Annotated in this window: 26 protein-coding genes and 1 other annotated feature; of the genes, 12 read left to right on the top strand and 14 right to left on the bottom strand. The window is 56.1% G+C overall.

Annotated elements, in window-relative coordinates; translation table 11 throughout:
• Positions 1-11: 11 nt before the first annotated feature.
• From VQ830_RS14000 to VQ830_RS13990, 3 genes are all read right to left on the bottom strand, one after another.
• Positions 12-458 carry a type II toxin-antitoxin system VapC family toxin gene (locus VQ830_RS14000; protein WP_337268743.1) on the bottom strand — a complete coding sequence of 149 codons (447 nt, stop codon included), beginning with the start codon at positions 456-458 and terminating at the stop codon, positions 12-14.
• Positions 455-721, bottom strand: coding sequence for a type II toxin-antitoxin system Phd/YefM family antitoxin (locus VQ830_RS13995; protein ID WP_337268742.1), 267 nt, complete (start codon positions 719-721; stop codon positions 455-457). Before VQ830_RS13995 ends, VQ830_RS14000 begins: the two co-directional genes overlap by 4 nt.
• 125 nt (positions 722-846) lie before the next feature.
• Positions 847-2,313 (bottom strand): SulP family inorganic anion transporter, encoded by a 1,467-nt coding sequence (locus tag VQ830_RS13990; protein ID WP_337268741.1) that lies wholly within the window; start codon positions 2,311-2,313, stop codon positions 847-849.
• Between the two features lie 66 nt (positions 2,314-2,379).
• Positions 2,380-2,435: a sequence feature (sul1 is cis-regulatory element that is thought to sense ions involved in sulfur or methionine metabolism; They are found in Alphaproteobacteria), on the bottom strand.
• Between the two features lie 219 nt (positions 2,436-2,654).
• Here VQ830_RS13990 and VQ830_RS13985 point away from each other — a divergent pair.
• Complete coding sequence (locus tag VQ830_RS13985; protein WP_337268740.1) at positions 2,655-3,005, top strand: PilZ domain-containing protein; 351 nt, start codon at positions 2,655-2,657, stop codon at positions 3,003-3,005.
• 15 nt (positions 3,006-3,020) lie between these two features.
• On the opposite strand, the gene VQ830_RS13980 is transcribed toward VQ830_RS13985, so the two are convergent.
• Positions 3,021-3,410, bottom strand: a complete 390-nt coding sequence (locus tag VQ830_RS13980; protein ID WP_337268739.1) for a VOC family protein — start codon at positions 3,408-3,410, stop codon at positions 3,021-3,023.
• Between the two features lie 698 nt (positions 3,411-4,108).
• Here VQ830_RS13980 and VQ830_RS13975 point away from each other — a divergent pair.
• The 5 genes from VQ830_RS13975 (at position 4,109) to VQ830_RS13955 (ending at position 9,217) form a co-directional block, all read left to right on the top strand.
• Entirely contained in the window at positions 4,109-4,669 is a 561-nt protein-coding gene (locus VQ830_RS13975; RefSeq protein ID WP_337268738.1) for an LbetaH domain-containing protein, read from the top strand.
• Positions 4,666-5,769 (top strand): glycosyltransferase family 4 protein, encoded by a 1,104-nt coding sequence (locus VQ830_RS13970; RefSeq protein ID WP_337268737.1) that lies wholly within the window; start codon positions 4,666-4,668, stop codon positions 5,767-5,769. The genes VQ830_RS13975 and VQ830_RS13970 overlap by 4 nt, the downstream gene beginning before the upstream one ends.
• A gap of 217 nt (positions 5,770-5,986) precedes the next feature.
• Complete coding sequence (gene ggt, locus VQ830_RS13965) at positions 5,987-7,732, top strand: gamma-glutamyltransferase (RefSeq protein WP_337268736.1); 1,746 nt, start codon at positions 5,987-5,989, stop codon at positions 7,730-7,732.
• Between the two features lie 247 nt (positions 7,733-7,979).
• Positions 7,980-8,645: an HD domain-containing protein gene (locus VQ830_RS13960; RefSeq protein ID WP_337268735.1), complete on the top strand. Its 666-nt coding sequence runs from the start codon at positions 7,980-7,982 to the stop codon at positions 8,643-8,645.
• Positions 8,642-9,217 carry a flavin reductase family protein gene (locus VQ830_RS13955; protein ID WP_337268734.1) on the top strand — a complete coding sequence of 192 codons (576 nt, stop codon included), beginning with the start codon at positions 8,642-8,644 and terminating at the stop codon, positions 9,215-9,217. The genes VQ830_RS13960 and VQ830_RS13955 overlap by 4 nt, the downstream gene beginning before the upstream one ends.
• A 43-nt stretch (positions 9,218-9,260) precedes the next feature.
• Here VQ830_RS13955 and VQ830_RS13950 read toward each other — a convergent pair whose 3' ends face one another.
• Complete coding sequence (locus VQ830_RS13950) at positions 9,261-9,707, bottom strand: Rrf2 family transcriptional regulator (protein WP_337268733.1); 447 nt, start codon at positions 9,705-9,707, stop codon at positions 9,261-9,263.
• Between the two features lie 128 nt (positions 9,708-9,835).
• On the opposite strand from VQ830_RS13950, the gene VQ830_RS13945 reads away from it, so the two are divergent.
• Positions 9,836-10,750 carry an NAD(P)/FAD-dependent oxidoreductase gene (locus tag VQ830_RS13945; RefSeq protein ID WP_337268732.1) on the top strand — a complete coding sequence of 305 codons (915 nt, stop codon included), beginning with the start codon at positions 9,836-9,838 and terminating at the stop codon, positions 10,748-10,750.
• Between the two features lie 314 nt (positions 10,751-11,064).
• Positions 11,065-12,234, top strand: a complete 1,170-nt coding sequence (locus VQ830_RS13940) for a hypothetical protein (protein WP_337268731.1) — start codon at positions 11,065-11,067, stop codon at positions 12,232-12,234.
• On the opposite strand, the gene VQ830_RS13935 is transcribed toward VQ830_RS13940, so the two are convergent.
• Positions 12,204-13,148: an AraC family transcriptional regulator gene (locus VQ830_RS13935; RefSeq protein ID WP_337268730.1), complete on the bottom strand. Its 945-nt coding sequence runs from the start codon at positions 13,146-13,148 to the stop codon at positions 12,204-12,206. The two genes, VQ830_RS13940 and VQ830_RS13935, sit on opposite strands and share 31 nt — an antisense overlap.
• A gap of 94 nt (positions 13,149-13,242) precedes the next feature.
• On the opposite strand from VQ830_RS13935, the gene VQ830_RS13930 reads away from it, so the two are divergent.
• Positions 13,243-14,070: an oxidoreductase gene (locus VQ830_RS13930; RefSeq protein WP_337268729.1), complete on the top strand. Its 828-nt coding sequence runs from the start codon at positions 13,243-13,245 to the stop codon at positions 14,068-14,070.
• Between the two features lie 109 nt (positions 14,071-14,179).
• Here VQ830_RS13930 and VQ830_RS13925 read toward each other — a convergent pair whose 3' ends face one another.
• From VQ830_RS13925 to VQ830_RS13910, 4 genes are all read right to left on the bottom strand, one after another.
• The gene (locus VQ830_RS13925) at positions 14,180-14,311 is read right to left on the bottom strand and encodes a hypothetical protein (protein WP_337268728.1); all 132 of its coding nucleotides are present in this window, start codon (positions 14,309-14,311) and stop codon (positions 14,180-14,182) included.
• 108 nt (positions 14,312-14,419) lie between these two features.
• Positions 14,420-14,944: an AAA family ATPase gene (locus tag VQ830_RS13920; RefSeq protein WP_337268727.1), complete on the bottom strand. Its 525-nt coding sequence runs from the start codon at positions 14,942-14,944 to the stop codon at positions 14,420-14,422.
• 137 nt (positions 14,945-15,081) lie between these two features.
• Positions 15,082-15,549, bottom strand: coding sequence for a hypothetical protein (locus VQ830_RS13915; protein ID WP_337268726.1), 468 nt, complete (start codon positions 15,547-15,549; stop codon positions 15,082-15,084).
• A 78-nt stretch (positions 15,550-15,627) separates the two neighbouring features.
• The gene (locus VQ830_RS13910) at positions 15,628-16,953 is read right to left on the bottom strand and encodes a S41 family peptidase (RefSeq protein ID WP_337268725.1); all 1,326 of its coding nucleotides are present in this window, start codon (positions 16,951-16,953) and stop codon (positions 15,628-15,630) included.
• Between the two features lie 751 nt (positions 16,954-17,704).
• On the opposite strand from VQ830_RS13910, the gene proP reads away from it, so the two are divergent.
• Positions 17,705-19,225, top strand: a complete 1,521-nt coding sequence (gene proP, locus VQ830_RS13905) for a glycine betaine/L-proline transporter ProP (RefSeq protein ID WP_337268724.1) — start codon at positions 17,705-17,707, stop codon at positions 19,223-19,225.
• A gap of 18 nt (positions 19,226-19,243) precedes the next feature.
• On the opposite strand, the gene VQ830_RS13900 is transcribed toward proP, so the two are convergent.
• From VQ830_RS13900 to VQ830_RS13890, 3 genes are all read right to left on the bottom strand, one after another.
• Positions 19,244-19,684: a GNAT family N-acetyltransferase gene (locus VQ830_RS13900; RefSeq protein WP_337268723.1), complete on the bottom strand. Its 441-nt coding sequence runs from the start codon at positions 19,682-19,684 to the stop codon at positions 19,244-19,246.
• Positions 19,681-20,106 (bottom strand): GFA family protein, encoded by a 426-nt coding sequence (locus VQ830_RS13895; RefSeq protein ID WP_337268722.1) that lies wholly within the window; start codon positions 20,104-20,106, stop codon positions 19,681-19,683. Before VQ830_RS13895 ends, VQ830_RS13900 begins: the two co-directional genes overlap by 4 nt.
• Positions 20,107-20,218: 112 nt before the next feature.
• Positions 20,219-21,190, bottom strand: a complete 972-nt coding sequence (locus VQ830_RS13890; RefSeq protein ID WP_337268721.1) for a nucleoside recognition protein — start codon at positions 21,188-21,190, stop codon at positions 20,219-20,221.
• Positions 21,191-21,727: 537 nt separating this feature from the next.
• Here VQ830_RS13890 and VQ830_RS13885 point away from each other — a divergent pair.
• Entirely contained in the window at positions 21,728-22,180 is a 453-nt protein-coding gene (locus VQ830_RS13885; RefSeq protein WP_337268720.1) for an Lrp/AsnC family transcriptional regulator, read from the top strand.
• 20 nt (positions 22,181-22,200) lie between these two features.
• Here VQ830_RS13885 and VQ830_RS13880 read toward each other — a convergent pair whose 3' ends face one another.
• Complete coding sequence (locus VQ830_RS13880; protein WP_337268719.1) at positions 22,201-24,378, bottom strand: hypothetical protein; 2,178 nt, start codon at positions 24,376-24,378, stop codon at positions 22,201-22,203.
• A 203-nt stretch (positions 24,379-24,581) separates the two neighbouring features.
• Here VQ830_RS13880 and VQ830_RS13875 point away from each other — a divergent pair, with 203 nt between their 5' ends.
• A complete protein-coding gene (locus VQ830_RS13875; protein WP_337268718.1) occupies positions 24,582-25,844 on the top strand; it encodes an O-antigen ligase family protein in 1,263 nt (420 codons plus the stop codon).
• Positions 25,845-25,855: the final 11 nt, after the last annotated feature.

Here is a 25,855-nt window from a genome sequence, read left to right as displayed (position 1 = left end):
TGCCTATCTCTTCATGAATGTGCATCGTCCGGAGACCTGACATCGATCCCAAACGGCTTGAAGTGCTTGAGGTTGACTGTGATTAGAACAAGATCATGGAAGTAAGCGGTAGCAGCAATCATGGCGTCAGAAGCGCCCGGATGATGACCGGCTGCCATCGCCTTTGCTTCGAGGCGTCCCGCTTGTCGCGCCACGTCGGTGTTGATCGGCAAAATCCTGTCGTGATAACCGGTGATCAGGCCCTGAAGGAAAATGTCGATACCAGCAGCCTTTGCTGTTGCACCGCGCAAATGCAGCAACCTCACTCCCTTTTCGATCTCGTGAACCGTGATTGCCGAAAGATAAACCGCACTTTGCCGCTCCTGTTCTTCCAGCCAGCGCACGAAGACCGAGCTCACTGTCGCCTTCGAGGGGGACAGCATCGAGATGACGTTCGTGTCCAGCAGAAAGCCGTTCACAAATCCACCTCACGCGAGGGCTTTGTATTGCGAGCGAAGACTTCATCGGCAAGGTCAAGATCATCAGGGAATGCCTGCAAAAATTTGACAAGACTTGGGCGCTGTGTGGCAAGCGATTTTTGGGCGACCTCTGCCGCGCTGACGGAAACGAGAACTGCAGCTGCCCGCCCATGACGGGTAATAGTGATGAACTCACCTGCAGCCGCCTTGTCCACGATGGAAGAGAATTCGGCTTTTGCATCTTTTAAGCTGATCGTTGGCATAGCGTAAATCCAAAGTGGTCATAAGTGACCACTTTAATTCGAATGCCTCTGAAACTCAAGAGGATCCGCAGGAAGAGGCAGGACGGGAATGTCCATCCTGCTTGAGGTCTTTGTCTTCCTAATACCTAAACCTCTTTCAGTGCCATCTGGCTGTCGACGCCGCGCATCAGCGTGCTGCTCGCTTGGTTGAGACCGATGACCGTAGTGGGGATGGCGTGGGCCTTGTAGCGGTCGATCACCTTTTCCAGAGCCGCGATGGCGGTGATGTCCCAGAAATGGGCATTTGTCAGGTCGATTCGCACGCTCATGCCGGTCGCCTCTTCGATGTCGAACGCATCGATGAATAGATCGGCCGAGGCGAAGAAGATCTGGCCAGCAACCTTGTAGGTGAGGCGGTTTGCCTCATCCTCCCGCTCTACCTTGATGTCGAGCAACCGGGCGACCTTGAAGGTGAAGAAGACGCCGCTCATCAACACGCCGACGGCTACGCCCAAGGCAAGGTTGGCAGTCAAGACCGTGACGGCGACCGTTGCCAGCATGACCGTGGTCGACATTTTAGGATGGACGATGACTGCGCGCAGCGACGACCAGTCGAAAGTGTCGATGGAAACGGTCACCATGATGGCGACGAGCGCTGCTACGGGAACCTGCGAAACCCATGGCTTGAGCAGCACCATCAAGATCAGCAGGAAGACGCCGGCAAAGAGCGTCGAGAGCCGCCCGCGCCCGCCATATTTCACATTACCGACCGTTTGCCCGATCATGCCGCAGCCTGCAATGCCTCCAAAGAGGCTGGCGGCGGCGTTGGCAAGGCCAAGGCCGGTGCATTCGCGGTTTTTGTTGCTGGGCGTGCCGGTGAGGTCATCGACCACGCTCGCCGTCATCATGGACTCCAGCAAGCCGACCATAGCGATCGCCAGAGCAGGGCCTGCGATGATCTTCAGCGTTTCGAGGGACAGCGGAACCTCGGGCCAGGCGAAAATCGGCAAGGTATCGGGCAGTTTGCCGAGGTCGGCGACGGTTGGCACATGAAGGCCAAGCCCGATCGAGGCGACGGTCAGGACAAGAATGCAGATGAGCGGCGAGGGCACCGCCTTTGTCAGTTTCGGTGCGAGGTAGATGATCGCAAGGCCTGCCGCGAGCAGGCCATAGGCCACCGCATCCGAGCCGATGATGTGCGGCAACTGGGCGGAAAAGATGAGGATTGCCAGCGCGTTGACGAAGCCGGTGCGGACCGACTTCGATACGAAGCGCATGAGGACGCCGAGCTTCAAAAGCCCGAAAATGACCTGGAAGACGCCGGCCAGCAAACCCGCCGCCAGAAGGTAAGGCAGTCCGTGTGTGTGAACCAGCGGCGCGGCAACCAGCGCAACGGAGCCAGCGGCGGCCGAAATCATCGCCGGCCTGCCGCCGGTAAAGGCGATGACGATGCCGATGACGAAAGAGGCGAAGAGGCCGACCTGCGGGTCCACGCCGGCGACGAAGGAAAAGGCAATGACTTCAGGAATAAGCGCAAAGGTGGCGACAGCGCCGGCCAGCATTTCGCGCAAAGGATTGGCGGACCAATCCCGACGGATGGATGAAAATGACATAATGTGTGATCTCGCAAAGCATGGCGAAGAGGCCGCAACGGGAGCGGGGTATCATGCAAGGTTTTGCGTTGTCTGGCGGATCGGCGGCCAGAAGAGCCACCCGGAATTTCACCGGGTCCGTGGTGAGTGCCCGGTTTATAGACCGGGTTTTTTGGAAATGGCAAGGCCGGAAAGGCGCGCAGCAGACATCTTCGCAAGGTCTAAAATTCCGCAGGAGGCCGACTGCGGGTGTTTTTCTTTGTCATCTGACAAACACTTCAAATGCTACTGATTGTAAAAGCTGAAGATTTACTTGGCCCGTGTAAGTAACAGATGCATTGTGTTTAGATGGGTGGAACTGCATGCTTGTAAGTACAACATCGACAGTGAAGGGCATGAAGACCAGAGGTGCCAGGCGTAGTCGCTGCAGGCTCTCTGCTGTTTTGAAATATCGCAATCTCTCCACCCGTGGCCGTATCGTCGATATTTCGCTCGACGGCATGGCGCTTGATCTGGAAGACGGACGCATTGCCGGTACCGGAAGCAAGGTGGTTGTTGAATGCGAGGAAATCGGCACAATCGAGGGCATCGTTCGTTGGGGCTATCGCGGCCGTGTCGGCGTTCAATATGATCGCACTTCAAATGCGTCGGCCAAAGTCGCCGCCTATTTCCGCTTTCACCATCAGGAAGTGGTGCCGGTTTTGCGTCGTTGACCCCAAGCTCGGCATTTAGCCCTTATGGACTGCCTCGATGGCATAACCGTTCGGGTCGATGAGGAAAGCTGCAAAATAGGACGATCCGTAATCGGGACGAAGGCCCGGTTTGCCATTGTCCCTGCCGCCATGGGATAGGCCAGCCTCGTGAAAATCGACCACGGCCTGACGGCTGGGCGCTGAGAAGGCAAGGTGGAAGCCGGCGCCCGGCGCATGGGCAGCGTCACGCTGTTTGAGCGTGAACTTGTCACCGCCGCCTGCCTGACCGTATCCAACGGCATGATCGGGATTACCAGGCGTTAAATCCTCCCAGACCCGTACAAAGCCGAGCGGCTGCAAAACGGCGTCGTAAAAGACGGCTGCCATTTGTATGTCGGAAACGCCGAAGGATAGATGGTGCAGCATGCATGCCTCCTGGGGTTGCGCTTCGTTCGGCAGTTGATTGTCAGTATCTAAATCTATCCCATAGATCAGGTTTGCCGGAAGGGCGCGTTCACGGCAGTGAGAGAGCATGGTCGCGACTGCGGCGGTGCTGGCTGAGTTGGGGAAGGCCTGGCTCAGTCCTTTTCGATCCCGCCAATTTGCCCGAGAAGTCGGCGGCAATGGGCTTGACCGATCTCAGCGAATTGCCACGGCCAATCTTCGCCGGCGCTACTACGGAGTGCCTCAGACAACATCACGCTCGGCCCAAGGCGAGCATGTGAGCTTCGTGCGGAGCTCGCCTTGGTGAGATTAAATAAAGGTTTAGAGTGCTGCCTCTAAATTATACGGAGAAGCGCCGCTGCAATTCTTGGTTCGATTAACGTGAAAAGCATTTAAAGCGGCAAATAATATTTCTATATCTCCTTGAAAAAACTGTTCTCCTGTGGATAAGCTTCTTATCGCAGGGTTAAAATTGCCTATTTCATTCTATTCTTGCCTAGAAATCTATGGTTGAAGTTGTGGGGAAGGAGCGGCCACGTTGTCTTGAAAACCAGCATTGGCTTTTGGAAACCGCTGTGCGGGGGTTCAACGGCCTAGCCGGTCGTTTGTGTGTCAGTCCGGCAGCATGGCGCGCTGGCTTATTTCTCAAAATTTGAGATAACTTCTGAAATAGGCTGATTATGACCCCTCTAGATGCACAAAAGTTTAAACCGAATGAAGGTGGTCCTAGTTTTCCGCTTAAGCATCGTCTTATACGAGCGATGTGGAATGCGACCTGGCTATTGTTGGCATCCTGGACTCCGCCGCCTATGCATCCGTGGCGGCGCTTTCTTCTCCGCGCCTTTGGAGCGACGATTCGCGGCAAAAGCGATGTCAGGGGATCCGCCCGCGTCTGGTATCCCGCAAATCTTCTCATGGAGCAAAATTCCATTATCGCCGCGCGCGTGATTTGCTACAACATGGCGCCCGTCTACATCGGTGAAGGTGCGATTATTTCTCAAGGCGCACATCTATGTGCTGGAAGCCATAACATTCGCGACGAAAACTTTCAGTTGGTGGTTAAGCCAATCCATATTGGCAAAAAAAGCTGGATTGCGGCAGAGGCTTTTGTTGGGCCTGGCGTGGAGGTCGGTGATTTTGCTGTCCTAGGCGCTAGAGGCGTCACCTTTCGGCATTTGGAAGATCATGGGGTCTATGTCGGAAATCCCGCCATAAAAGTATCATCTAGGATTGTAGTATGAAGATACTTCACATCACGCCAACATTTGAGCCGAAAATCGGTGGCATCGAAAATGTAATATCAAATCTTGTTCGCCAGAGTGTCCGGAATGGAATTGTTGCGGACGTCCTGCATGTCGAGCCTGGAATGCGCTATGAGAAGGAATATAATCAGTATGGAACAATCACATGGCGGAGGCCAGTATACGGCCACCGACTGATCGGCCTTATTCCGTCCATGCGCAAGATTGCGTCAGGATACGATATCCTGCACGTTCATGATCCTCAGACAGCTGCGATTAGCCTTAACCTTGCTCTCTTTTGTCAAGGCAAAATCAAGATCTTCAGCACGCATGGCGGCTTTTTTCATAATAGCAAGGACTCCATCGCGAAGAAGCTTTACTGGAGTGCGATCACGCCGCTGATGCTCAAGCAATATTCCTATGTACTTGCATCCAGTTCGTCTGACGCATTGACCTTTCAAAAGAGGAACGACAAAACCCAGCTTGCCGCTAACGGTGTCGATGTCGAACGATATCTTTCGATTCATCGGGACAATCAAACAAGTCTGCGTCGTTGGCTGTATTGGGGCAGAATATCGGACAATAAACGGATCCACTTAACGATCAATCTTGTCGCAAAGTTAAAGCGGCGCGGCGTTGATGTCTCCCTTATAATAGCTGGCCCTGACTTCGATGGTCTGGTTCCTTATCTAGAAGATATCATCAAACAAGAAGGGGTAGCTGATCGCATTACGATCCGTAGCGAGCTTGACGATGCTGAGCTTTTAAAAACAATCGTGGATCAAAACGTCTATATCACCGCGAGCGCATATGAAGGTTTTGGCCTCACGGTGATTGAGGCTCTGGCGGCGGGTCTGGTAGTTGTTGCAAATGATATCTCACCACTCAATAATTTCGTAAGAACAGGCGAGAATGGACTTTTAATTGATTTCAATGGAACTGAAACCGAGCTTGCGGCAATCGAAAGTTTCGTCGCCTCCTCGCCCGAAAAAGTTCAAGCGATGACATTGGCAGCAAGGGCTTCAGCCAGATCCTTCGATTGGAACAGGTCTTTCAAGACATTTCTGGACGTTTACAACAATCTAGCCTTAAAGATATAAGTTTAAAAATAAGGGCAGTGTGCAGGTGTACGGATGTGTAAAGGTCTTGCTTCTCTCTGATTGACGCACCGGGCTTTGCCGCGAATTCTCACCGATTTGTCGGACAGCTACCCTCGATTGATGCGCAGGGCCTGATCGCGCCTCAATACCTCGAAGGCCGCGTGTGCGGCCGTGTGCGGCTTGCCCCTGGTCCGCAGTCTTTGAAGGAGGAAACTTGATGTCGTATTCCCGCTTTCGCTTCGTTGCTCTCATCAGTGCGGTCGCTCTGGCCGTTCAGCCAGCCGACCTGGTTCTTGCGGCGTCGCCCGCGCCTGTTACCGGTGAAAACGGTATGGTCGTGACGGCCCAGCACCTTGCGACCGATGTCGGTGTTTCGGTGTTGAAGAGTGGCGGAAACGCGGTGGATGCGGCTGTTGCTGTCGGCTATGCGCTGGCGGTGGTCTATCCGACGGCCGGCAATATCGGCGGCGGCGGTTTCATGACGATCCGCCTCAAGGATGGCAAGACGGCTTTTCTGGACTTTCGCGAGCGCGCCCCGCAGGCCGCCACCAAAACCATGTATCTCGACGACAAGGGCAACATCGTGCCGCGCGCCAGCCTCGACGGCTATCTGGCGGTCGGCGTTCCAGGTTCCGTCGCCGGGTTCGAACTGGCGCGCGAAAAATATGGCAGCAAGCCGCGCGAGGAACTGATGGCGCCGGCCATCACCTTCGCCCGCGACGGGTTCACGCTCTCGCAGGGCGATGCCTCGATCCTCAACGAAGACCATGAGCGGCTCGCCAAAGATGCGCCAACGGCCGCGATCTTTACCAAACAAGACGGCAAACCCTTTGCGACGGGCGACAAGCTGGTCCAGCCCGATCTGGCCAAGGCGCTATCGTCCATTTCCGAACAGGGCAAAGACGCCTTCTATAAAGGCGCAATTGCCGACGCGATCGTCAAGGCAAGCCAGGACAAACACGGCATTCTCGCCAAGCAGGATTTCGAGAATTACAAAGTGCGCGAGCTCGATCCGATCCAGTGCAATTATCGGGGCTATCAGGTGATCTCGTCGCCGCCGCCATCTTCGGGCGGTGTCATCATCTGCGAGATCCTCAATGTGCTGGAAGGCTATCCGCTTTCTTATCTCGGCTCCGGCTCGGCCGAAACCGTGCATCTGATGGTGGAGGCAATGCGCTATGCCTATGTCGACCGCAATGCGGCGCTCGGCGACCCCGATTTCGTGAAAAACCCCGTCAGCAAGCTGATCGACAAGGGCTATGCGGCCGAAATACGCGCCAAGATCGACCCTTACCGCGCCGGCGTTTCCGCCGATCTGAAACCGCATGATTTCGGCGAGAGCCACGAGACTACGCATTATTCGATCATCGACAAGGACGGCAATGCCGTTGCCGTCACCTATACGCTGAATGGCTCGTTCGGCGCGGGCGTCGTGGCGCCCGGCACTGGCATTCTCCTCAACAACGAGATGGACGACTTCACCTCCAAACCCGGCGTTGCCAATCTTTATGGATTGGTGCAGGGCGAGGCCAATGCCATTGCGCCCGGCAAGACGCCGCTCTCGTCCATGAGCCCGACCATCGTTGCCAAGGACGGCAAGCCCTTCATGGTGATCGGCAGCCCGGGCGGCTCGCGCATCATTACGATCACGCTGCAATCCATCCTCAATGTCGTGGATTTTGGCATGGATATTTCCGATGCGGTCAATGCGCCGCGCATCCATCACCAGTGGCAGCCCGACCGCGTTTACATGGAGCCGCATGCGCTCTCGCCCGATACGCTGAAGCTTCTCGCCGGCATGGGCTATAAGGTCGGCGTCGACAAATCCTGGCCGATCTGGGGGCAGGCGGCCGGCATTCTGGTGGGCGGCGCCAGCCTGGAGGACATCGGCAAGGGCGGCGGCGCGCGCTATAACGGCGCCATCGACAGCCGCGCCGTTTCCGGTATGGCCGAGGGCTATTGAGGAACGGCGGAGCCGTTGTTTGCTCGTTATCCGCAGGCTTTGCTTGGGGATAGACGGGTTGCGGCATGCCGTGGGTTGTGGATCCTCGGGTCAAGCCCGAGGATGATGGCGTGAGATGATCACCCAGAACTATTTCTCGAAAAGAAAGGTTCGACTCGGGCAATTATGCGCTACATCGATCTCGCCTTAAGGCAAGACGGGCGGCGGGGTCGTTGCTGTCTCGCCTGCCAATCGAATGGAGAGCAGCATGTCCGAAAAGATCACGGCCGATTATCTTGAAAGCTTTCTTGGCAATCGCCGCCTGATGGACCAGCTTACATTTATCCTGGAGGCGGAGAAGCTGAAGACGATCTTGCGCCGGACGCTTTTGCTGGACCGCTCGCGCGTCGAAACCGATGCCGAACATACCTGGCAGCTGGCGCTGATGGCCTTGGTGCTCAGCGAATACTCGGATGAGCCTGTCGATCTTCAAAAGGTACTGAAGATGCTGCTGATCCACGATATCGTGGAGATCGATGCTGGCGACACCTTTGCTTACGACAGTGTTGCGCGCGTTAGCCAGGTCGAGCGGGAACTGAAGGCGGCCGACCGGATCTTTGCGCTCCTGCCGCTAGATCAAGCGAAGGAGTTTCGCGCGCTCTGGGACGAATTTGAGCTGAAGCAAACGAGCGAGGCGCGGTTCGCCAATGCCATGGATCGCATGCAGCCGCTCTTGCACAATTTCTTCACCAATGGCGGGACCTGGGACAGCAATGGCGTGACGGCGACGGATGTGCATCGCCGCATGGAGCCGATCGGTAAGGCTTCTGCCGCGCTTGGCGCGCTCAGCGACAAACTGATCGCGCTGGCTGTCGAGCAGGGCATTCTGGCGCCTGCCAAAGTGGCTGAGGCCGTCGGGCAAAAAGCGCCATGATGAAACATATCCGGCGCGTCGAGCTTCCCAAGGCCTTTCGCCTCATCAATCACGGCCCGACGGTCCTCGTTTCGGGGCGCCATCACGGCGTCGACGATGTCATGGCCGTTGCCTGGTGCTGCGGGCTCGATATCGACCCGCCGAAACTGACTGTCGTTCTCGACAGCAGTAGCTTTACGAGGACCTTGATCGAGGCAAGCGGCCGTTTTCTCGTCCAAGTGCCGACCGTCGCGCAGCTGGATATGACCCGCGCCGTCGGAACGCGCACGCGCAACGAAGAGCCTACAAAGCTTGACGACTGCGGCGTCAGGCTCTTTGACATGCCTGGTCATGACCTGCCGTTCGTTGAGGGTTGTTCGGCCTGGCTCGCCTGTGATCTCGTGCGCGAGCCGCATATCCAGGAGAGCTACGACCTCTTCATCGGTGAAGTGACGGCGGCCTGGGCGGACGAGCGTGCATTTCGCGATGGTCACTGGCAGTTCGAAACCGCTCCGCCCGAATGGCGCAGCCTCCATCATGTCGCCGGCGGACATTTCTACGCTATCGGCAAGGTGCTGAAAAGCGGGTCGTGATGCTTCAACGGCTTTACGAGGTTTGTGGCTCTCTGTGTCCCGGCTAGCTCTTGCCGCATTGTTGTGCGTGATGATCGACCATCGCAAAGCCCTTGGCGATGTCGGCGAGCGTAACGTCTGAAAAGCGCTTCAACAGCAGCCGTTCCGCCTCGGTGAACACCCCTTCGAGGGTCGCATTGACAGCCTGTTCGATGGGGCACCCTGGCATATCATAGGCAGGGCCGACGGCGAAGACCGAGGGTTCGCCGACCGCGCGGTAGATGTCGAGAAGGGTAAGCTCCTCCAGCGGCCGGGCCAGGGTCCAGCCGCCGCCATGACCTTTGACCGACGTGACATATCCGCTTTCGCGCAGGCCAGCCATGGTGCGCCGGATCACCACGGAATTGGCATCCAGCATCTGCGCTATCATTTCCGATGTCATCGGTCCGTCATGCCGGCCCATATGGATCAGCACATGCAGCATGCGCGAAAGCCGGCTGTCCTGCCGCATTTTTCTTCCTTTCCTCACAATTGCTGCCGATCCTAGCACATCGAACTTTGATGCCACAACAAAAGTTGCATGACTATTGACGTGCCGTTTTCTCGGCACTTATGATGTTACAAAAGATGGAGATCGATATGCACGAGAGGATTTACGACGTCATCATCATCGGCGGCAGTTATGCCGGCCTGTCCGCAGGTTTGCAGCTCGCGCGGGCGCGGCGCAATGTGCTTGTCATTGACGAAGGCCTGCGGCGAAATCGCTTCGCCAGCCATTCGCACGGCTTCCTGACGCAAGACGGCAAAGACCCGGCGGCGATTGCCGCTGAGGCCCGTGCGCAGCTCATGGCCTATCCGACGGTAGCTTGGGTCGACACGCGTGCAGAGGCTGCACAGCGCCTTGATCAAGCTTGTTCCGATGCTGCGGCTTTCAAGGTTGATGTTGACGGCACGGCCTATTCATCGCGGCGACTGCTCTTGGCGACCGGGGTGCGGGACATTTTGCCGGACATAGAGGGGCTTGCGCCGCGCTGGGGCAAAAGCGTTTTTCACTGCCCTTATTGCCATGGCTATGCGCTGAACCAGGGTCCGATTGGGGTGATCGCGGGCTCAGTGCTTTCCATGCATCATGGCCTGATGCTGCCGGACTGGGGGCCGACGACATTTCTGCTCAATAATGCCTTCGACCCGGATCAAGAGCAGCTTACCGCTTTGGCGGCGCGCGGCGTCCGGCTTGAGCGCAGCCCGATCAAGGCAATCAGTGGGCATGCAGATGTTGCTCTCGGTGATGGTCGGACACTCTCCTTCGCCGGGCTCTTTGCGCTGGCCGCCACCGAACTTGCAAGCCCGATCGCCGATCAGCTTGGTCTTACACTCGAGGAAGGGCCGCTCGGCCCGATCATCAAAACCGATCCAATGAAGGAAACCAGTTTACCGGGTGTCTTTGCCTGCGGAGATGCGGCGAGGGCCATGGCCTCCGTCGCGCTTGCCGTTGGAGACGGCAATCTCGCCGGCGCGGGTCTTCACCGCTCGCTTTTGTCAGGCGCAATTTAGCTTGGGCTGATTTCCGCGAACGCAGCTTGCCAGGCGCGCGAGTGGCTTAGGCAAACGAGAGTGTGTGTCGCGATGGGCAGTGGCAGTTCGAAACCGCTCCGCCCGAATGGCGCAGCCTCCATCATGTCGCCGGCGGACATTTCTACGCTATCGGCAAGGTGCTGAAGAGCAACGAAGCGTAAGGGCCTTTCTCAAAACTTCACTGTCGCGAGGTTGATCTGTCGTTGCCCTGATCTATCCTTTTTCAGGAGTGCGGAAGAGGCGGCACACTTGCCGCTTTCTTTGGCTCGAAGGCGATACGAGATAGGGGCACCATGACCGATCCTCAGTTGCTGCGTGAATTCATTGCCGATGAAGATGAGGCCTTCGCGGCGAGCCGTCAGGGCAAGTTCTGGCCGTCCAATCATCATCGGATTGGCCCACTCGTGCCGCAGGCGCCAAAGATGCTGGAGGCCGTGGAGCGGGAGCGCCTCTACTTTCATTTGATGCGGATCTCCTATGGTATTCCGGCTGCCGATGACAAGGAATTGCCCCTTGTGCTTGCTGCCTATCGCCGCTTGTTGCAGCGGCTCGATCAGGATGGACTGCCTCGACATCGTTATCTTTTCGTCTTCGGCTTCGATGAAAATGGCGAGTTGCCAAGTGGCGAGACGACATCGGCAAGGGCACTCAAGGCACGGCTGAAACTGATTGGGCAGGTCTCGGCCTATACGAATATGCCAGCCCAGCGGGACAAGAAGGCGAAATTTCTTGCCTTTGCCGATCAGGCCGTACGCATTTTGGAAACCTTCCAGCATCTCGGCTACCGCCACGACCGGACGGGCGCCGAAGAGTTCTATTCCTACACCGATCTTGCCTTTTGGGGCATGATGTTCATTGGCCTCCTCAACAAGGCAACGCGCTCCGAGCTACTTGCCGATATGCTGGAAGGCGATTTTGCGCTGATGCGGCGCGGCGAACAGCTCGCGATTTTACATCGATATGTCGAAACGGTATTACCTGACGTCGAGCCTGACGAGACGCAGTTCCGGGCGCTGGCCGAGAAACTGAAAGACAGAGAGCGTGCACGCCGCGAAAAGACGGAGGGTGCCGCCCTGGCGCGCGCACTCAAGCTGCCTTTCGGGGATGAGGATTGGGAGATCTATCTTGCCATTCCGCTGCGCGGCGAAACCAGACCTGCGTCGATCTCCGGAAATGCCGCGATGTTGCAGATACGGCCAAACCCCGATCGGCAATGGGAACTGCGCGTGCGGCTGTCTGCGCGCGGCGAGTTCTCGGAGAGCGACGCGAAGGTCTTTCGCAACGAATTGGATTTGCCTCAGCTAGGTCGCGGCAATCTGCACGCCTTTCCGCAATGGCTGAGAAATGTGCGTGAGAAAAAGGGATTCGATTTCGATCTGGAGGCCGCGGACATCCGGGTCGGTCGCAAGCGGGCCGCGGCCAAGCTCATTGCTCAATGGTTGCGCGGCGAGGCGTCATCCTGAAGCATCGCCATATCGCCCACATGCATTCGCAGCCACTGCGTTTCCTCGCGGGCGGTCTTGCCGAAATGACGGCGAAAGTCCCGGCTGAACTGGGCGGGGCTCTGATAGCCGACCTTGTTTGCGATCTCGGCAATGGTGCCGTTTTGCCGAGCGATCATCAGTCGCGCCTCGTGCAGGCGCAGCGCCTTCAAATACTGCATCGGACTGTTGCCCGTCAGTTCCTTGAAGTGGACATGATAGGTGGGAATGCTCATGCCGGCGCGGGAGGCTAGGTCGGCGACGGAAATTTCCGTTGCATAATGATCGCGCAAAAAGGCGAGGCTCTGGATGATCTTTCCAGCTACGCCCCGTTGGCGAAGCGCCGCCAGCATGGCACTACCTTGCGGACCGACCAGCACGCGGTAGTGCAGTTCCCTCAAGATGGCCTGGCCGAGCACGGCTGTCTCGGTGGGGTCGGTGAGTGTCGTGAGGAGCCGCAGTAAGAGGTCTTCCATCTGCGGCTCGATGCGGCTTGAAACGAGGCTGCGCACCGGCTCGGCGGCCAAGCCCTTATGGGTTTCGACCTCAAGGGCAAGCTCCGCTGCGAGCTGGAGATCGAAATCGATATAGATCGCCAGCAGCGGGGCTTGCGGCGTGGCGATCGAGGTCATGCGGAAGGGAACTGGGATCGAGACGGCAAGATAATGCTGCTCGTCGTAGATATATGTTTTCTCGTCGAGAATGCCCTGTTTGCTTCCCTGCAGTACGAACACAGCGCCGGATTTATAGAGAACCGGAATGTCGTTCAGCACGGCCTCAGTCCTCAGCAGCCTGACATTGCCAAGCCGCGTTGCGTTGTAACCTTGACGTGGTGCGAGGCTGTCGGCAAGCGCAACCAACGCTTTTCTCCTCCCGTCGTTAAAATTCGCACTCATAGGATTTGGCAAGAATTGGCGACTTTCCGCAATCGAATTGGCTGTTTCTGAAGATTATTTTTCAAATCATCAGCGAGCAAGGAGTTTATCGATCATGGAACGGAAAACCTTCTTTATCACCGGTGCCAATTCCGGTTTCGGTCTTGCCATCGCCTCGACGGCCGCGGCGCTCGGCCATCGTGTCATCGGGACGGTTCGCTCGAACGCTTCGCGCGAGGCTTTCCTAGAAAGCATCCCTTCTGCCGAGGCTGTCCTTCTCGATGTAACGCAGTTCGATCAAATCGAGGCCGTCGTCTCTGAGGTCGAAGAAGCGCATGGGCCGGTCGACGTGCTCATCAACAATGCGGGCTACGGGCATGAGGGCGTGCTCGAGGAATCGCCGATGGAGGAAATGCGTCGCCAGTTCGATGTGAACGTGTTCGGGGCGGTGGCTGTGGCAAAGGCGTTTCTTCCGCGGTTTCGCACGCGGCGAAGCGGCTTTATTGCCAATATCACATCGATGGGCGGGATGATCACCATGCCCGGCATTGCTTATTACTGCGGCAGCAAATTTGCCCTGCAAGGCATATCGGAAGTGATGCGTGCCGAAATGGCGCCCTTTGGCGTCCATGTCACGGCGGTGTGTCCCGGCTCGTTTCGGACCGATTGGGCAGGGCGCTCCATGGTCAGGACCGAACGCACCATCGCCGACTACGACAGCTTGTTCGATCCGATCCGCGCGGCACGACAGGCCAAAAGTGGCAGGCAACTGGGCGACCCGGAAAAACTTGCTGCGGCCGTGCTTGAGCTTGCTCAATCCGATAATCCGCCGCCCCAGCTTCTCCTAGGCAGCGACGCGCTCCAGTTGGTTTCTGAAAGGATTGCACGGTTGGAGCGGGAGATCGAGGCGTGGAAGGCTGTGACGGTTTCCACGGATGGGTGATGTATCGGCGGAAATTCTTCGTCGGGTTCGGGTAGGGCCATTCGGGAGGAGGCGAGAGCTAACGTCTCGCCTTCTGGGTGGCCCATGCTGACAGACTCAGGCAGCCGTTTTACTTATCGCTTCTGGTCATCAGATGTTCTTCCTCATACTGGGTCCGCGATCCGGGTTCGGTGACGCAGGCTGCGAGAACAAGGCAGGCCAAAGCAGCGAGCGTTGCCATGGCAAGCTGTTTCCTGATCATTCCTATATTTCCTTCTGTATTGGCATCGTCTTTTGGTGTGTGCAGGTGCAACCTACAGCATAGGTGACAATTGCGGTAATGTTTTTCGATCCTTTGGCAATTGCCGTTCTAATTTGCTGTCGATCGCAGGATATCGTCCACGACATCAGCAAGAGGTTTGGTTGCATCGACCGCGATGGCGTTCCTTGGCATGTCTCGTCTTGTGCTGTGTAGGTCGAGGATGAGCGCGCGTTCGGCGGGCGCGGCTCCGAATTCCTCAATTGGTCGTTCGGCAAGCCGTGCGAGCAAGGTGTCGCGATCAATTTCGAGAACGAAGACACCCTCGAAGAGATGGAGGAAGCTGGCGTGATTGCGGGCGCCGCCGCAAAAGAAGGTGATCTGATGGCCGTCATCAGCGACCAGTCTCTCGATCATCCCCACATCCCAGATATGATGGGCGTGGCGGAAGGCGGCTTCACCGCTGCGAGCTTGGATTTCGTGTGGTGTGATGCGCCGTCCGGTCTCGGGATCGCCTTGGTAAGCCAGCAGGCGATCACCGTGGACGACGTGATAGCCGCGCTTTTCCAGTTCGGTCGCAACCGTGGTTTTACCGGCGCATGATACGCCTTCTATGAGATAGTTCCTGACGCCCATCGTCTGCCGGCTCCTCCTCAGCCAAGCTGTTAATTTGAACGCGTGACCTTGCTGCAGGTCCTACTGCTGGCTCGGTCTTTGCTTGACCAGGCTTCCAACCTATTGGCCGTCGCGGACGATCGGCTTCAGCAGCTTTCTCAGATCGGGCCGGTCTTGAACCACACATATCCATAGCGCAAGATTGCGCCTCTTTTGTTTTGGCAGTTGATGGAGCTGTAAAAGCTAGAGATTGTTGTCGGATCCGTTTCCGAAAGATCCATGATGTGCAACACATCATCATAGGGGCTGCTGCAGATCGGTATTTCAACGGGTGAGATCGGACCGAAATATAGAACTGCTGTTAAAGGCCTAGCCGAAGAGAAGGCAAAGTGAAGACCGAAGATTGCACCGATCGCAGTAGACGCCACTCTCACGAAAAATCCGCGGAAGCGCAAATTTGCGAGGATGAGACAAGCCAGAAGGATCAATCTGGCGACGAACGGGACGCTGAAACCCTCAGCATCTCCCAGTATGACGTCGCGTTCCACGAGAGAGAACAGTTCTCCGAAAAAAAGGAACAGGATGCAAACGAAAGTTGTGAGAATAAAGCCCAGAGCACGCAGCAAAATCCACTCCCATTCGGTGCCATTGCTTACATCACAGCTTAGCGTTGAACACTTGGGATAATGGCGTCCTCGCCAACCTTATTGCGAGGACGCAGCGCTTGACGGCGTTGGCGGAAAGGCCTTGTCGGTCTTTTGTCCGCGCAGGAGATCGAGTGCTTCGTGCAACTGCACGTCGTCCTTGGGGTCCGGCGGGACGTAGGAGATCGAACCGGAGCCCTCGTCTGTTTCGCTCTGACCCTTGATATGGCCGCGCAGAGCGGATTCGCCGGAGCTTTCGACCTTGCCCTTCATGTCGTCGGGCAGCGGCTCTTCGAGTTTGATGTCCGGCGTGATACCGGTGCCCTGGATGGAGCGGCCCGATGGCGTGTAGTAGAGCGCGGTGGTGAGGCGAAGCTGGCCGTTGTCGTCCCCAAGCGGAATGATGGTTTGGACCGAGCCCTTGCCGAAGGAGCGCGTGCCAAGGATGGTGGCACGGTGCAGGTCCTGCAATGCGCCGGCGACGATCTCGGAGGCCGATGCCGACCCGCCGTTGATCAGGACGATGATCGGCTTATGGTCCGTCAGGTCGCCAGGGGCGGCCTCGAAGCGGCGGGTTTCATCCGCATTGCGGCCGCGCACGGAGACGATCTCGCCATGATCCAGCACGGCGTCGGCAACTTCGACCGCCTGGTTGAGAAGGCCGCCCGGATTGAGCCGCAGATCGATCACATAGCCTTTCAGCTTGTCGGCCGGCACAGTGTTCTTGATCGTCTGGATCGCCTTTTCGAAGTCCGGATAGGTCTTTTCGGTGAAGGAGATGATGCGCAGATAACCGACGTCTCCCTCAACACGCGATTTGACGGCGTCCACGGATATGATGTCGCGCAGGATGGTGAGCTTGATCGGATCGTCGACGCCGGCGCGCACCAATGTAAGCTTGATGGGGGTGTTGACCGGACCGCGCAGTTTTTCGACGGCGTCCTGCAGCTTCATGCCCTGCACCGACTGGCCGTCGATCTCGGTGATGTAGTCGCCCGACAAGACGCCGGCTTTGGCGGCGGGCGTTCCGTCGATGGGAGCAATGACCTTGACGAGGTCGTTGTCCATGGTGACCTGGATGCCGAGCCCGCCGAACTCGCCCTTCATGTCGCTGCGCATATCGTCGGCGTCTTTGGCATTCATATAGCTGGAATGCGGATCGAGCGAGGTGAGCATGCCATTGATGGCCGCTTCGACCAGCTTGTCGTCATCCGGCTTTGTCACATATTGGCGGCGCACGCGATCCAGCACATCACTGAATACGGCGAGCTCCTTATAACTTGAGTCATTGGCAGCGATGGCCGGAACCAGGCTGGAGCGCATTGCGGCCATAACCATTGCGCCGATCAATGCACCGAGAACAAGAAGAGAAGCCCTGCGTATCATTCCGTGCCTTTCGAGAACCCCCTTTTGCCGGGGGCCGGGAAGCACCACCTTCCCGCATTTCGACGCGCAATGTAAAACTTTGGCGAGCGTCTTTCCAGCCCAAAGCGCGGCCTCGATGCGCTTTTGGAAAAGATGTCGCGGCTGCAGGATTCGCGCCTGAAACGAGGGGTGAAAAGCTGGAGCGACACAGGAGGAGAAGAGGCAAGTTGCTTGTCAAAGGTGCTGGAAGAACCCTCTGCGAGGTGGTGATGACGTCGCCATAACCCAATTCAGATTTGCACTTCGCAGCCTGGCGCCTTATGAAGCGCCATTCGTTTTGCCCGGAGGGCTGTAACTCACCGCGGCGAGGACGAAACCCAAATCGAGTCAGCGAGCGTAGCAATGGCTGCGGCTGGCTCGCCCTTTTGTGCGGATGCAGAGATTGTCGTCGCGACACTCTCAAGGCCCTTCACGGGCTTGCCGCGTCGGAGCAATCCGGCCCATCCGCTCCGGCCCGCGCGACAAGCGTAACGCCCTCAACGTCACGGCATTTGCCTGATGTCATGGGTGCGATCTGCCTTGCTGACGTATGGCGTTGCTCGCCTTTGCTTTGCTGGCGCGTCGACACGCTAGATGCGGCCGAAAAGGGCTCTATATCATCGGCCAATAAGAAATTGCGATAAAACGCAGTTTCAAAATGCATGGCTCTATTTTCACGCGTATTTCGCTCGCTTGACGGCGAGCGGGGTCGCACATTTTTCGAGGACTGGATTTGAGCGAACAAGCACAGAATTCGCCCCTGAGCATCGACGACGTTACGCTGATCGACGACAGCAAACTGAAAAAAGCCGTCACGGCCGCTGCCCTGGGCAATGCCATGGAATGGTTCGATTTCGGCGTTTACGGCTTTGTAGCCTACGCGGTTGGACAGGTATTTTTTCCAGACGTATCGCCGGCTGTGCAGACGGTGGCGGCGCTTGCGACGTTTTCCGTTCCCTTTCTCATTCGCCCGCTTGGCGGCGTCTTCTTCGGCGCGATGGGCGACAGGTTCGGACGGCAGAAGGTTTTGTCGCTGACCATCGTCATCATGGCGGCCAGCACCTTCTGTATCGGCCTTATTCCAAGCTATGCGACCATTGGGATCTGGGCGCCGATCCTGCTTCTCCTTTGCAAGTTGGCCCAGGGCTTTTCGGTGGGCGGCGAATATACGGGCGCGGCGATTTTCGTGGCCGAATATGCGCCGGATCGAAAGCGCGGCTTTCTGGCCAGCTGGCTCGACTTCGGCTCGATCGCCGGCTTCGTGCTGGGAGCAGGGTTCGTCGTTCTGCTCAGCACCGCTGTCGGGGAGGAGAGCTTCCTGTCCTGGGGATGGCGTATTCCGTTTTTCTTTGCCGCGCCGCTCGGCCTGATCGGCCTTTACCTGCGCCATGCCGCCGAGGAAACGCCCGCCTTTGCCGAGCGTCTTGCGCAGGCCGAGCAGGAAGACAAGCAATCGCTGCAGGAGCGGCCGATGGTACCGATCGCCGAGATTGCCCGCGAGCATTTCCGCTCGCTCGCCATCTGCATCGGCATGGTGCTGGTCACCAACATCACCTACTACATGCTGCTTACCTACATGCCGACCTATCTATCCAAGACGCTCGGCTATAGCGAGGATCATGGCGTTCTGATCATCATTGCGGTGATGGTCGGCATGCTCTTCGTCCAGCCGGTGGTCGGCCTGATGAGCGACAAGATCGGTCGCAAGCCGTTCCTTGCCTTCGGCAGCACGGTGATCCTGGTGCTTTCCCTGCCGGCCTTCCACTTCATCGCCAGCGGCAATTCGGTGATGATTTTCTTCGGCCTCTTGATCCTCGCCATCGCGCTGAACTGCCTGATCGGCATCATGGCCGCCACCTTGCCGGCGCTCTTTCCGGCGCGCATCCGCTACAGCGCGCTCGCCATTTCCTTCAACATCTCGATCATCGTCGCCGGCCTGACGCCGACAATCACGGCATACCTCGTGGAACTGACCGGCAATATCTACGTGCCGGCCTTCTACCTGATGATCGCTTCTCTCTTCGGCCTTGCAACGACGCTCTTCCTGCGCGAGACGGCAAACCGGCCGCTCTACGGCGACACGCCCAATGCGTCGAGCCGCAAGGAGGCCCGCTCGCTGGTCGCGCAGCACCACGATTATATCGAAAAGAACGTTGAAGAAATCGACGAGGAACTTGCCAAGCTGGAAGAGCAGAAAAAGGCGCTGTTGGAAAAGCGGGAAGAGCTGGTAGGTCAGCATCCGCGCCTGACGTGAGGTGGAGGCGAAAGCCCCTTAGTTCTTCACTTCGAAGCGCTTTTTCAAGAAGAAGCGGCGTGGGCCATCCTCGCCGCCTTCCAGCTCGCCAAAGAGCTTGTAGCCAAGCTTTTCGTAGAAGGGTCGCGTCTGGAAATCGAAGGTATCGAGAAAGATGCCGATATAGCCGCGATCCCTGGCGACACGTTCTGCCTCGTTCATCAGGGCCGTTCCGCAACCTGCGCCTCTCAGCTCATGCGAGACCGCGAGGTATTTGACGAACAGCCAGTTGAACTCGTCCGTGGCGAAAAGGCCGCCCAAGATTTTCCCGCTTTCGGGATGACGAAGGACGATGCCGATATCGTTGCGACTTGGATATTGCTGGGTGAATGGCCGGTTATACTGCCGAAGCGGAACGAGAATGTCGTCGATCTCCTGCTTTGTCGGCACCTGCGGCAGCACTTCCAGAACCGCCCTCATTTCGAGGCCTCGAAACGCAGCGTGCCTGCCACTTTCGAGGCGCCGCCCGTGTCGTTGGGATGGGCCACACCATCCATGACGGGGACCGCCGCAAAATCGAAGGGGCTGACGCCTTCGATGCAGGCGACATTGATGCCGAACTGGGTCGGGTCGGAGCGGCGCTGATGGTGAGTGTAGATGCCGCAGGTCTTGCAGAAATAGTGCTTTGCCGTGCGCGTATTGAACTCATAGAGCGTCAGATTGTCTTCGCCTTCGAGGAATTCGATATCGGCAAGCTTTGCCGAAACGGCAATGGCACCGCGCATGCGGCAATAAGAGCAGGTGCAGCGGCGGATCGTGTTGAACTCATCGGCCAGGCGCAGGCGGAACTTCACCGTTCCGCAATGGCAGGCTGCATTATGCTGTTGTCTCTCATCGCTCATTTCGGCCGCCTTTTCTGTTGGATCAAATGCTTAACAAAGGCAGGCACAGGCTGCAATCTTTGGCTGTGAGGAAGCTGCAGATAGAGCCGCGTGGCTTCAGCGACCCCGGCGGCTATGAATTGCCGGCCGTTACCTCCTGTTGCTGGCGGAACATGCGCGCAAAAAAGGTGCGGTCCGAAAGCGCGTTGAGCACGGCAGCGATCGCGGCCGTTGCGGCGATGGCGAAGACGAGCCGGCCGATCAGCACGCCATAGGCATTGGCGCCCAGCGAGATGACGATCAGCGTGTCTTCGATGATGCTATGGGCAAAGCCCATGAAGACGCAGGACAGGAAAACCTGGCGCGGAGCAATGAGACCGGAGCGCGCCTCGCGGATCAAAAGCCCGCCGCCATAGGAAATGCCGAGGAAGAGGCCGACAGCTGTGAGATATCCGGCATCGCCCTTGATGCCGGCAAGGCGCAGAAGTGGCGCCAACCCGCTCATCATCAGCTTTAACAGGCCAATGATTTTCAGGAATTCCAACCCAAAGGAAAGTGCAAAGAGGATGACGAACATCGTCGCCATGGTCTCGCCAAGGCTGATGAAATAGGCCGTCCAGTCGGGCGTGGCGCTCATCGGGATCCAGCTCGGCGCGACGGGGGCTGACAGCCAGCCTGTGGCGGAGAGCAGATGATGCAAGAGAAAGGCATAGAGAAGCCCGCCGCAAAGGCGCAAAAGCGTGGTGGCGAGCATGTTTGGTCCCGCCTTCTGGATGATTTTCTGCTCGATGGGCAGTCCATGGGCAAAGAGGATGAGCCCGGAAAACACCGTTACGTCCGCGACACTGAGCGAGGACACCGGCACGACCGCGAACAAAAGCGCAAGGCCGCCCCACATGCCGACCATCATGGCCGTCAGCCAGGCAAGGCCAAGCGCCGGCGGCAGGCCGACGAGGCTCATGACCGGCGAAAAGATCGGCGCCACCGCTTTGATCACCCCCATGCGCGACAAAAGCTCCGTCGCAATCATGATCGGCACGGTAATGCGAACCAGTACCCAATAGATCTCGAGGGTCTCGCGCAGCTTCTTCAATAGCGCAGCCATTAAGTTCTCCGGTCTTGTCGGGCAGGGCTTTTCCGGCCGCGAAGCATCGGCCCGAAACGCATGATGCGTGTGCGGGTGTCCAATGCGGGGTCTAGAGATTGCGCGATCAACCAAACGGGTGCACCGCACGCTCTTAAGGTGGCCACAGCGCCTGGTTTGACGCTATCGCCCGTATTCCTTGCCGGCAGCGCCGCGCACCCTTTAGGTGCGCTGACATTGCTGCCGACTGTTATTCCGGTCCATGCCGCGTTCGAACGCCATAGTTCGGCCGCGACATGCTTCGAGCGGACGAGGTTAAGAAGGCACACCCAAACCGCTCTCGTTCTTTGCTTTTACCCACATACGCGTGCAGCAGATTACGGAAGGCTCCGCCCTCTCAAGACGCAGTCTGAAGCAGCGTTATACAGCGCTGCACGGCGTCCCTGACATCCTCAGCGTATTGCTCTGAATAGACCGGCGCGTTTCGAATTTTTCGTCAAAAATTGCAGCCTCCTGCAATTTTATTGCAAACTATTCGATGCTGCTTATCCTTCGGTCATGGACCGGATCGATCGAAAACTATTGAACCTGATGCAGCGCGATGCGGGGCGCACCAATCTCGAACTCGCCGACGCGGTGGGGCTATCCCCGTCCAGTTGCCTGAGGCGCGTGCAGAAGCTGCGAAGGGCGGGCGTGATCGAGCGCATCGTCGCCATCCTCAATCCTACGAAAGCGGGCCGGCCTCTCAAGGCCCTGGTGACGGTGGAGCTGAAGCTCCACGGCGAACAGCACATGCGCCGCTTCCTCGACCTCGCCGCCGCCGAACCCGCCGTCACCCAGGCCTATGCCGTGACCGGCGCATCGGACGTGGCGCTGATGATGCGCCTTAGCGACATGGACGAATTCGACCTCCTCGCCCAAAAGCTCTTCCGCGACGAAACAAACGTCGCACGCTTCGTCACCATGCTGGTCATCCGCACCGGCAAGGAGGACACGGCGATGATGGTGTGAGTGGGCATTTTGCGCTTACACTAATTCACACGCGACGGTATCTTTACATTCTCCGTGACGGTCCCGCGAATAACGACATCCTCCACGCCATTTCTGACTATAGTACCGATATCGGTGTTTTTGATCTCGTTGTTTTCAATCAGAACAGATCTAATGGAAGGTCTATCGGCTGTCGATAGTCCAACTATTCTCAATGATGATCCAGACATTAAGCGGTTGTTTCGGATTACAATTCCTTTGACCAGCGTTGCGGTGTTGCCGTCAAACTGGTTTCCATTAATTTCTATACCAGACTGCTTGTTTATAATCGGAGCCGAAAGGGTGTTGTTTAGATACTGTATGTAGAAAACCGGTTGTAGATGCTTATAATTTAGCCCCGTTGAACTAAACCCGCCGGACCTTAAGGTTTTATTTTCAAAAAATATAGATTTATATGATGTTCCAAATGCTTGCACGCCACCAGTATCGGTGAAGGAATTATCGACAAATAGTTCGTTCTCCTGCGCTTGAACGACCGTCACTTCTGAGCTTTCGTCTATGATATTTTCAAGAGGACGATCGAGTTTTATCTTGTCACTGTCTCTTGATGTGACGTGCGCAACAAGACCAAGGCCGCGCCCATTTACGACAAATAGTAAGGCGCCTCTCCAATCCTTCTTTTCAAACCATCCATAGCCATTAGAATCGCTCAACCGCGCACTATCCGCCTTAACATCCTGAAGTTTGCCGTGATAGAAGCCGCCAGGACCATCGGTCGTCATTGCTTCGCGGTCACCGCCAAACATATAGTCGAATTTATTGCCGCGCATTAAAACGTTGCGGGCAGAAAAACCTGCATTTGCTGCGATACCACCTCCCGAGCCAAGCAAATCCGCTGATGTGAGGTAATTGTTTTCGAAGAGCACGCCATCCGGCTGTGTCAACGAATACCAACCGAGGCCATTTCGGAATGCGTTTCCTGTCACCACAGCGCCTCGAGGCCGCTGCAAGACAAAAGAACGCATAGATGAAAGGACATCGCACCCTTCGACGACGATGTTCTTGCCTCCCAAAAATAGTCCGATCGCGCCACCGGGGAAATGATCTTCCATTTGCTGTTTGCGCTTTATCACGTCCTCCATTGTGGCGCGGCCGCCAAACGCGAAAGCGCGGACCACGACATTTTTAACCAAGATATTTTCGCCCGTGGGAGCGCGCTCAAAGTCGAGCACTCCAAACCGGATGACATGGAAATGGCGTTGTGCATTAATTGTGAGATTCTCGAGCCCAACATTCTTATCGCCTGAGACAAGAGCATCAGGAGGTACATCCATGTCATTCCAATTCAAAGTGGTGAGTTCTGGTCCTTCCCCAACCAGGCTGACACCGTCCGGTATAGTGAGTGGTCCGTTTAGGTGGTAAACGCCGGCGCGGAGCAACAGTCGACCGCCGCCTTTTTTTTGTAGGCCCTGCATCGCGGCATTCAACCGCGGGGCGTCGTCGAAATTAGGCTTTTCTGGCTGGTTGCTGTAGAGATTAAAGGTTGTTGGAGGCGTCGCGGGAGGCGCCGCCACGACGAGAGTTCCAAAAGGAGTCCAAGTGCTTTTATCACCTAAGCCATTCCATAAACTCACCGTGTAGCTTCCGGAAACATTGGAGGGAACCGGAAAACTCGCCGACCATTGATCAACGTCTCTCGCATTCAGGGTGATCTCGCGTCCCTCTTGCGATTTTAATTTTACGGTCGACTTCGGTGAGAAAGCGATGTTTCTTCCGGAAACCCTGAGCCAGCCGCCCGGACTTGCGATACCGTTTCCTCTATCGCCCTGTGGCCAATAAACATCGGGTGCGTTCAGCTTAAATGCAGCGATGTAGGCATTGGAAGCTTTTAGCTTCACATCGAATATTCCGGGCGTGAAATCGTTCGGCAATACAAATGACAGGCTGTTTTCTGTTTTTGCAATGATTTGCGCGGTCTTAAACAGTGTCGAGGCAGTGGCGGTATCCGGATTATCATCAAGGCGCCTGACTTCTACATTTGATACGCGTTCAAAGTCAGTACCGTTGACTTGAGCTGTCTCTCCAGGCTTTACCGGGTCGCTAACCCAAAAAACCTCTGCCGCACTGGAATAGCAGCAAGAAATAATCGTAGTAAAAAAAGACAGAAGCAGGCTTGTTAGTAAAGTCTTTAACTTATTATCCAAAGCAAATTCCGCCAAGGCAATGTCCTCGCGTTGGTAAATGTTGAATGAAACTTCCTCTCAACCTGTGCTTAAAATATTACGTCCATGTTGTGTCAATTTAGCAAGCATCAGTCTATTATTCTCCATTATTACTGCTGTACAATCCCTCTCTGTGACCTATGCTTGCAAACGTCGCGATTGAAGCTATTAGTACAAGGACGTAAGCGCCTAGGTGAGAAATGATCGGTAGATATGTTGATAGCAGTTACCTCCAAGGGGTTGGGCTTTCAACCATCCTTTCGAGCTACATGTTCTCATGGACGCTTGGCGCTGCAATTGGGCTCTCTAGCTTCGTCGGAATTGGCTTTTTTATTTTAATCGGCGCCTTCTGTATCTACTGGACTTCTTCACAAAACTACTTCTCAAATTTGACGGAAAGCATTGCCACCCATTGGTGGATTTATGTTCTCATCGCCATCTTAGTTGGCGCGAGTATATTTTTTGGCGATTCCAAAGATTTTGCTTGGTCTCTCTTTGGGGTACTTTTCATCCTCCTTCTCCCTCTGCTAGACCTCAAAGAAAAATCGCGTTTCACGTTGGGATTTGCACACGTTGCCGTGTGTGGAGCAGCATTTTACCTAGCTCTGAACCAAGATGCGGTAACTGCAGCCAGCGCTTATGGAGATGCCTCTCGCGTTGGTATTTCGGAGGATAATGGCGCCTTTTCTCTAATTGCTTATGCTGGGGCGTTTGGTCTCGTTGCTTCCTTCAACAATGCCTTTTTAGGGATCGGCAATAGAATAGTAGCACTTTTATCAATTATCATATGTGCGATGACGATTGTAATGGCCGGAACGCGTTCGGTATATGCAGGCGTTCTAATGGCTCTCCTATATATTCTTTTTTCCAAAACAGGTCGCAGTGCCGCATCGGCGATATTGTATACAGTTGTAGCTATGCTCATCGTCTTGCTGATAGTGATGCTAGGGGCTGATTTGATGGGAGATCGGCTTGCCCACATTCAAGAGCAAATTGTTAACGGCGCGTATACATTTCTGCAGATTGGGGGCGTACCGGTTGATGATTCTGCTATGGGGCGTGTCTACCAGCGAGATCATGCCTTATCGCTTTTTGCGGATAATATTGTCCTTGGTGCGGGCTACAAAACCTTCTGGGTCGACTGTCCTGTACTACAAATTTTTTCTGATATGGGACTTTTCATTGGGGCGCTTTATGTCTTCAGCGTTCTAATCTATCCGCTATATCGAATTGCCTTGTTTAGGAACATTACAGCACCTTCAGTGCGGTTGATGTTCATTCTCTATATCGTCGATATTCCGCGGCTTTTTCTTCACGGTCAGCCCTATGACTGGGCTCACTTTAGTTATGTCTTCTTGCCTTATCTAATATATCATCAACACAGTTATAGGGCTGTTGCTTCCAATCCAAGTTTTAGAGCATCGAGACGGCAGCTCATGCCCGGTAAAACAGCGTCGACTTGAAAGCCGAGCTT

It is taken from the genome of Oryzifoliimicrobium ureilyticum (assembly GCF_037199735.1).
Classification (GTDB): domain Bacteria; phylum Pseudomonadota; class Alphaproteobacteria; order Rhizobiales; family Rhizobiaceae; genus Rhizobium; species Rhizobium ureilyticus.
The sequence above is the reverse complement of the archived record's forward strand: the minus strand, read 5'-3'. Positions and strand labels throughout refer to the sequence as shown.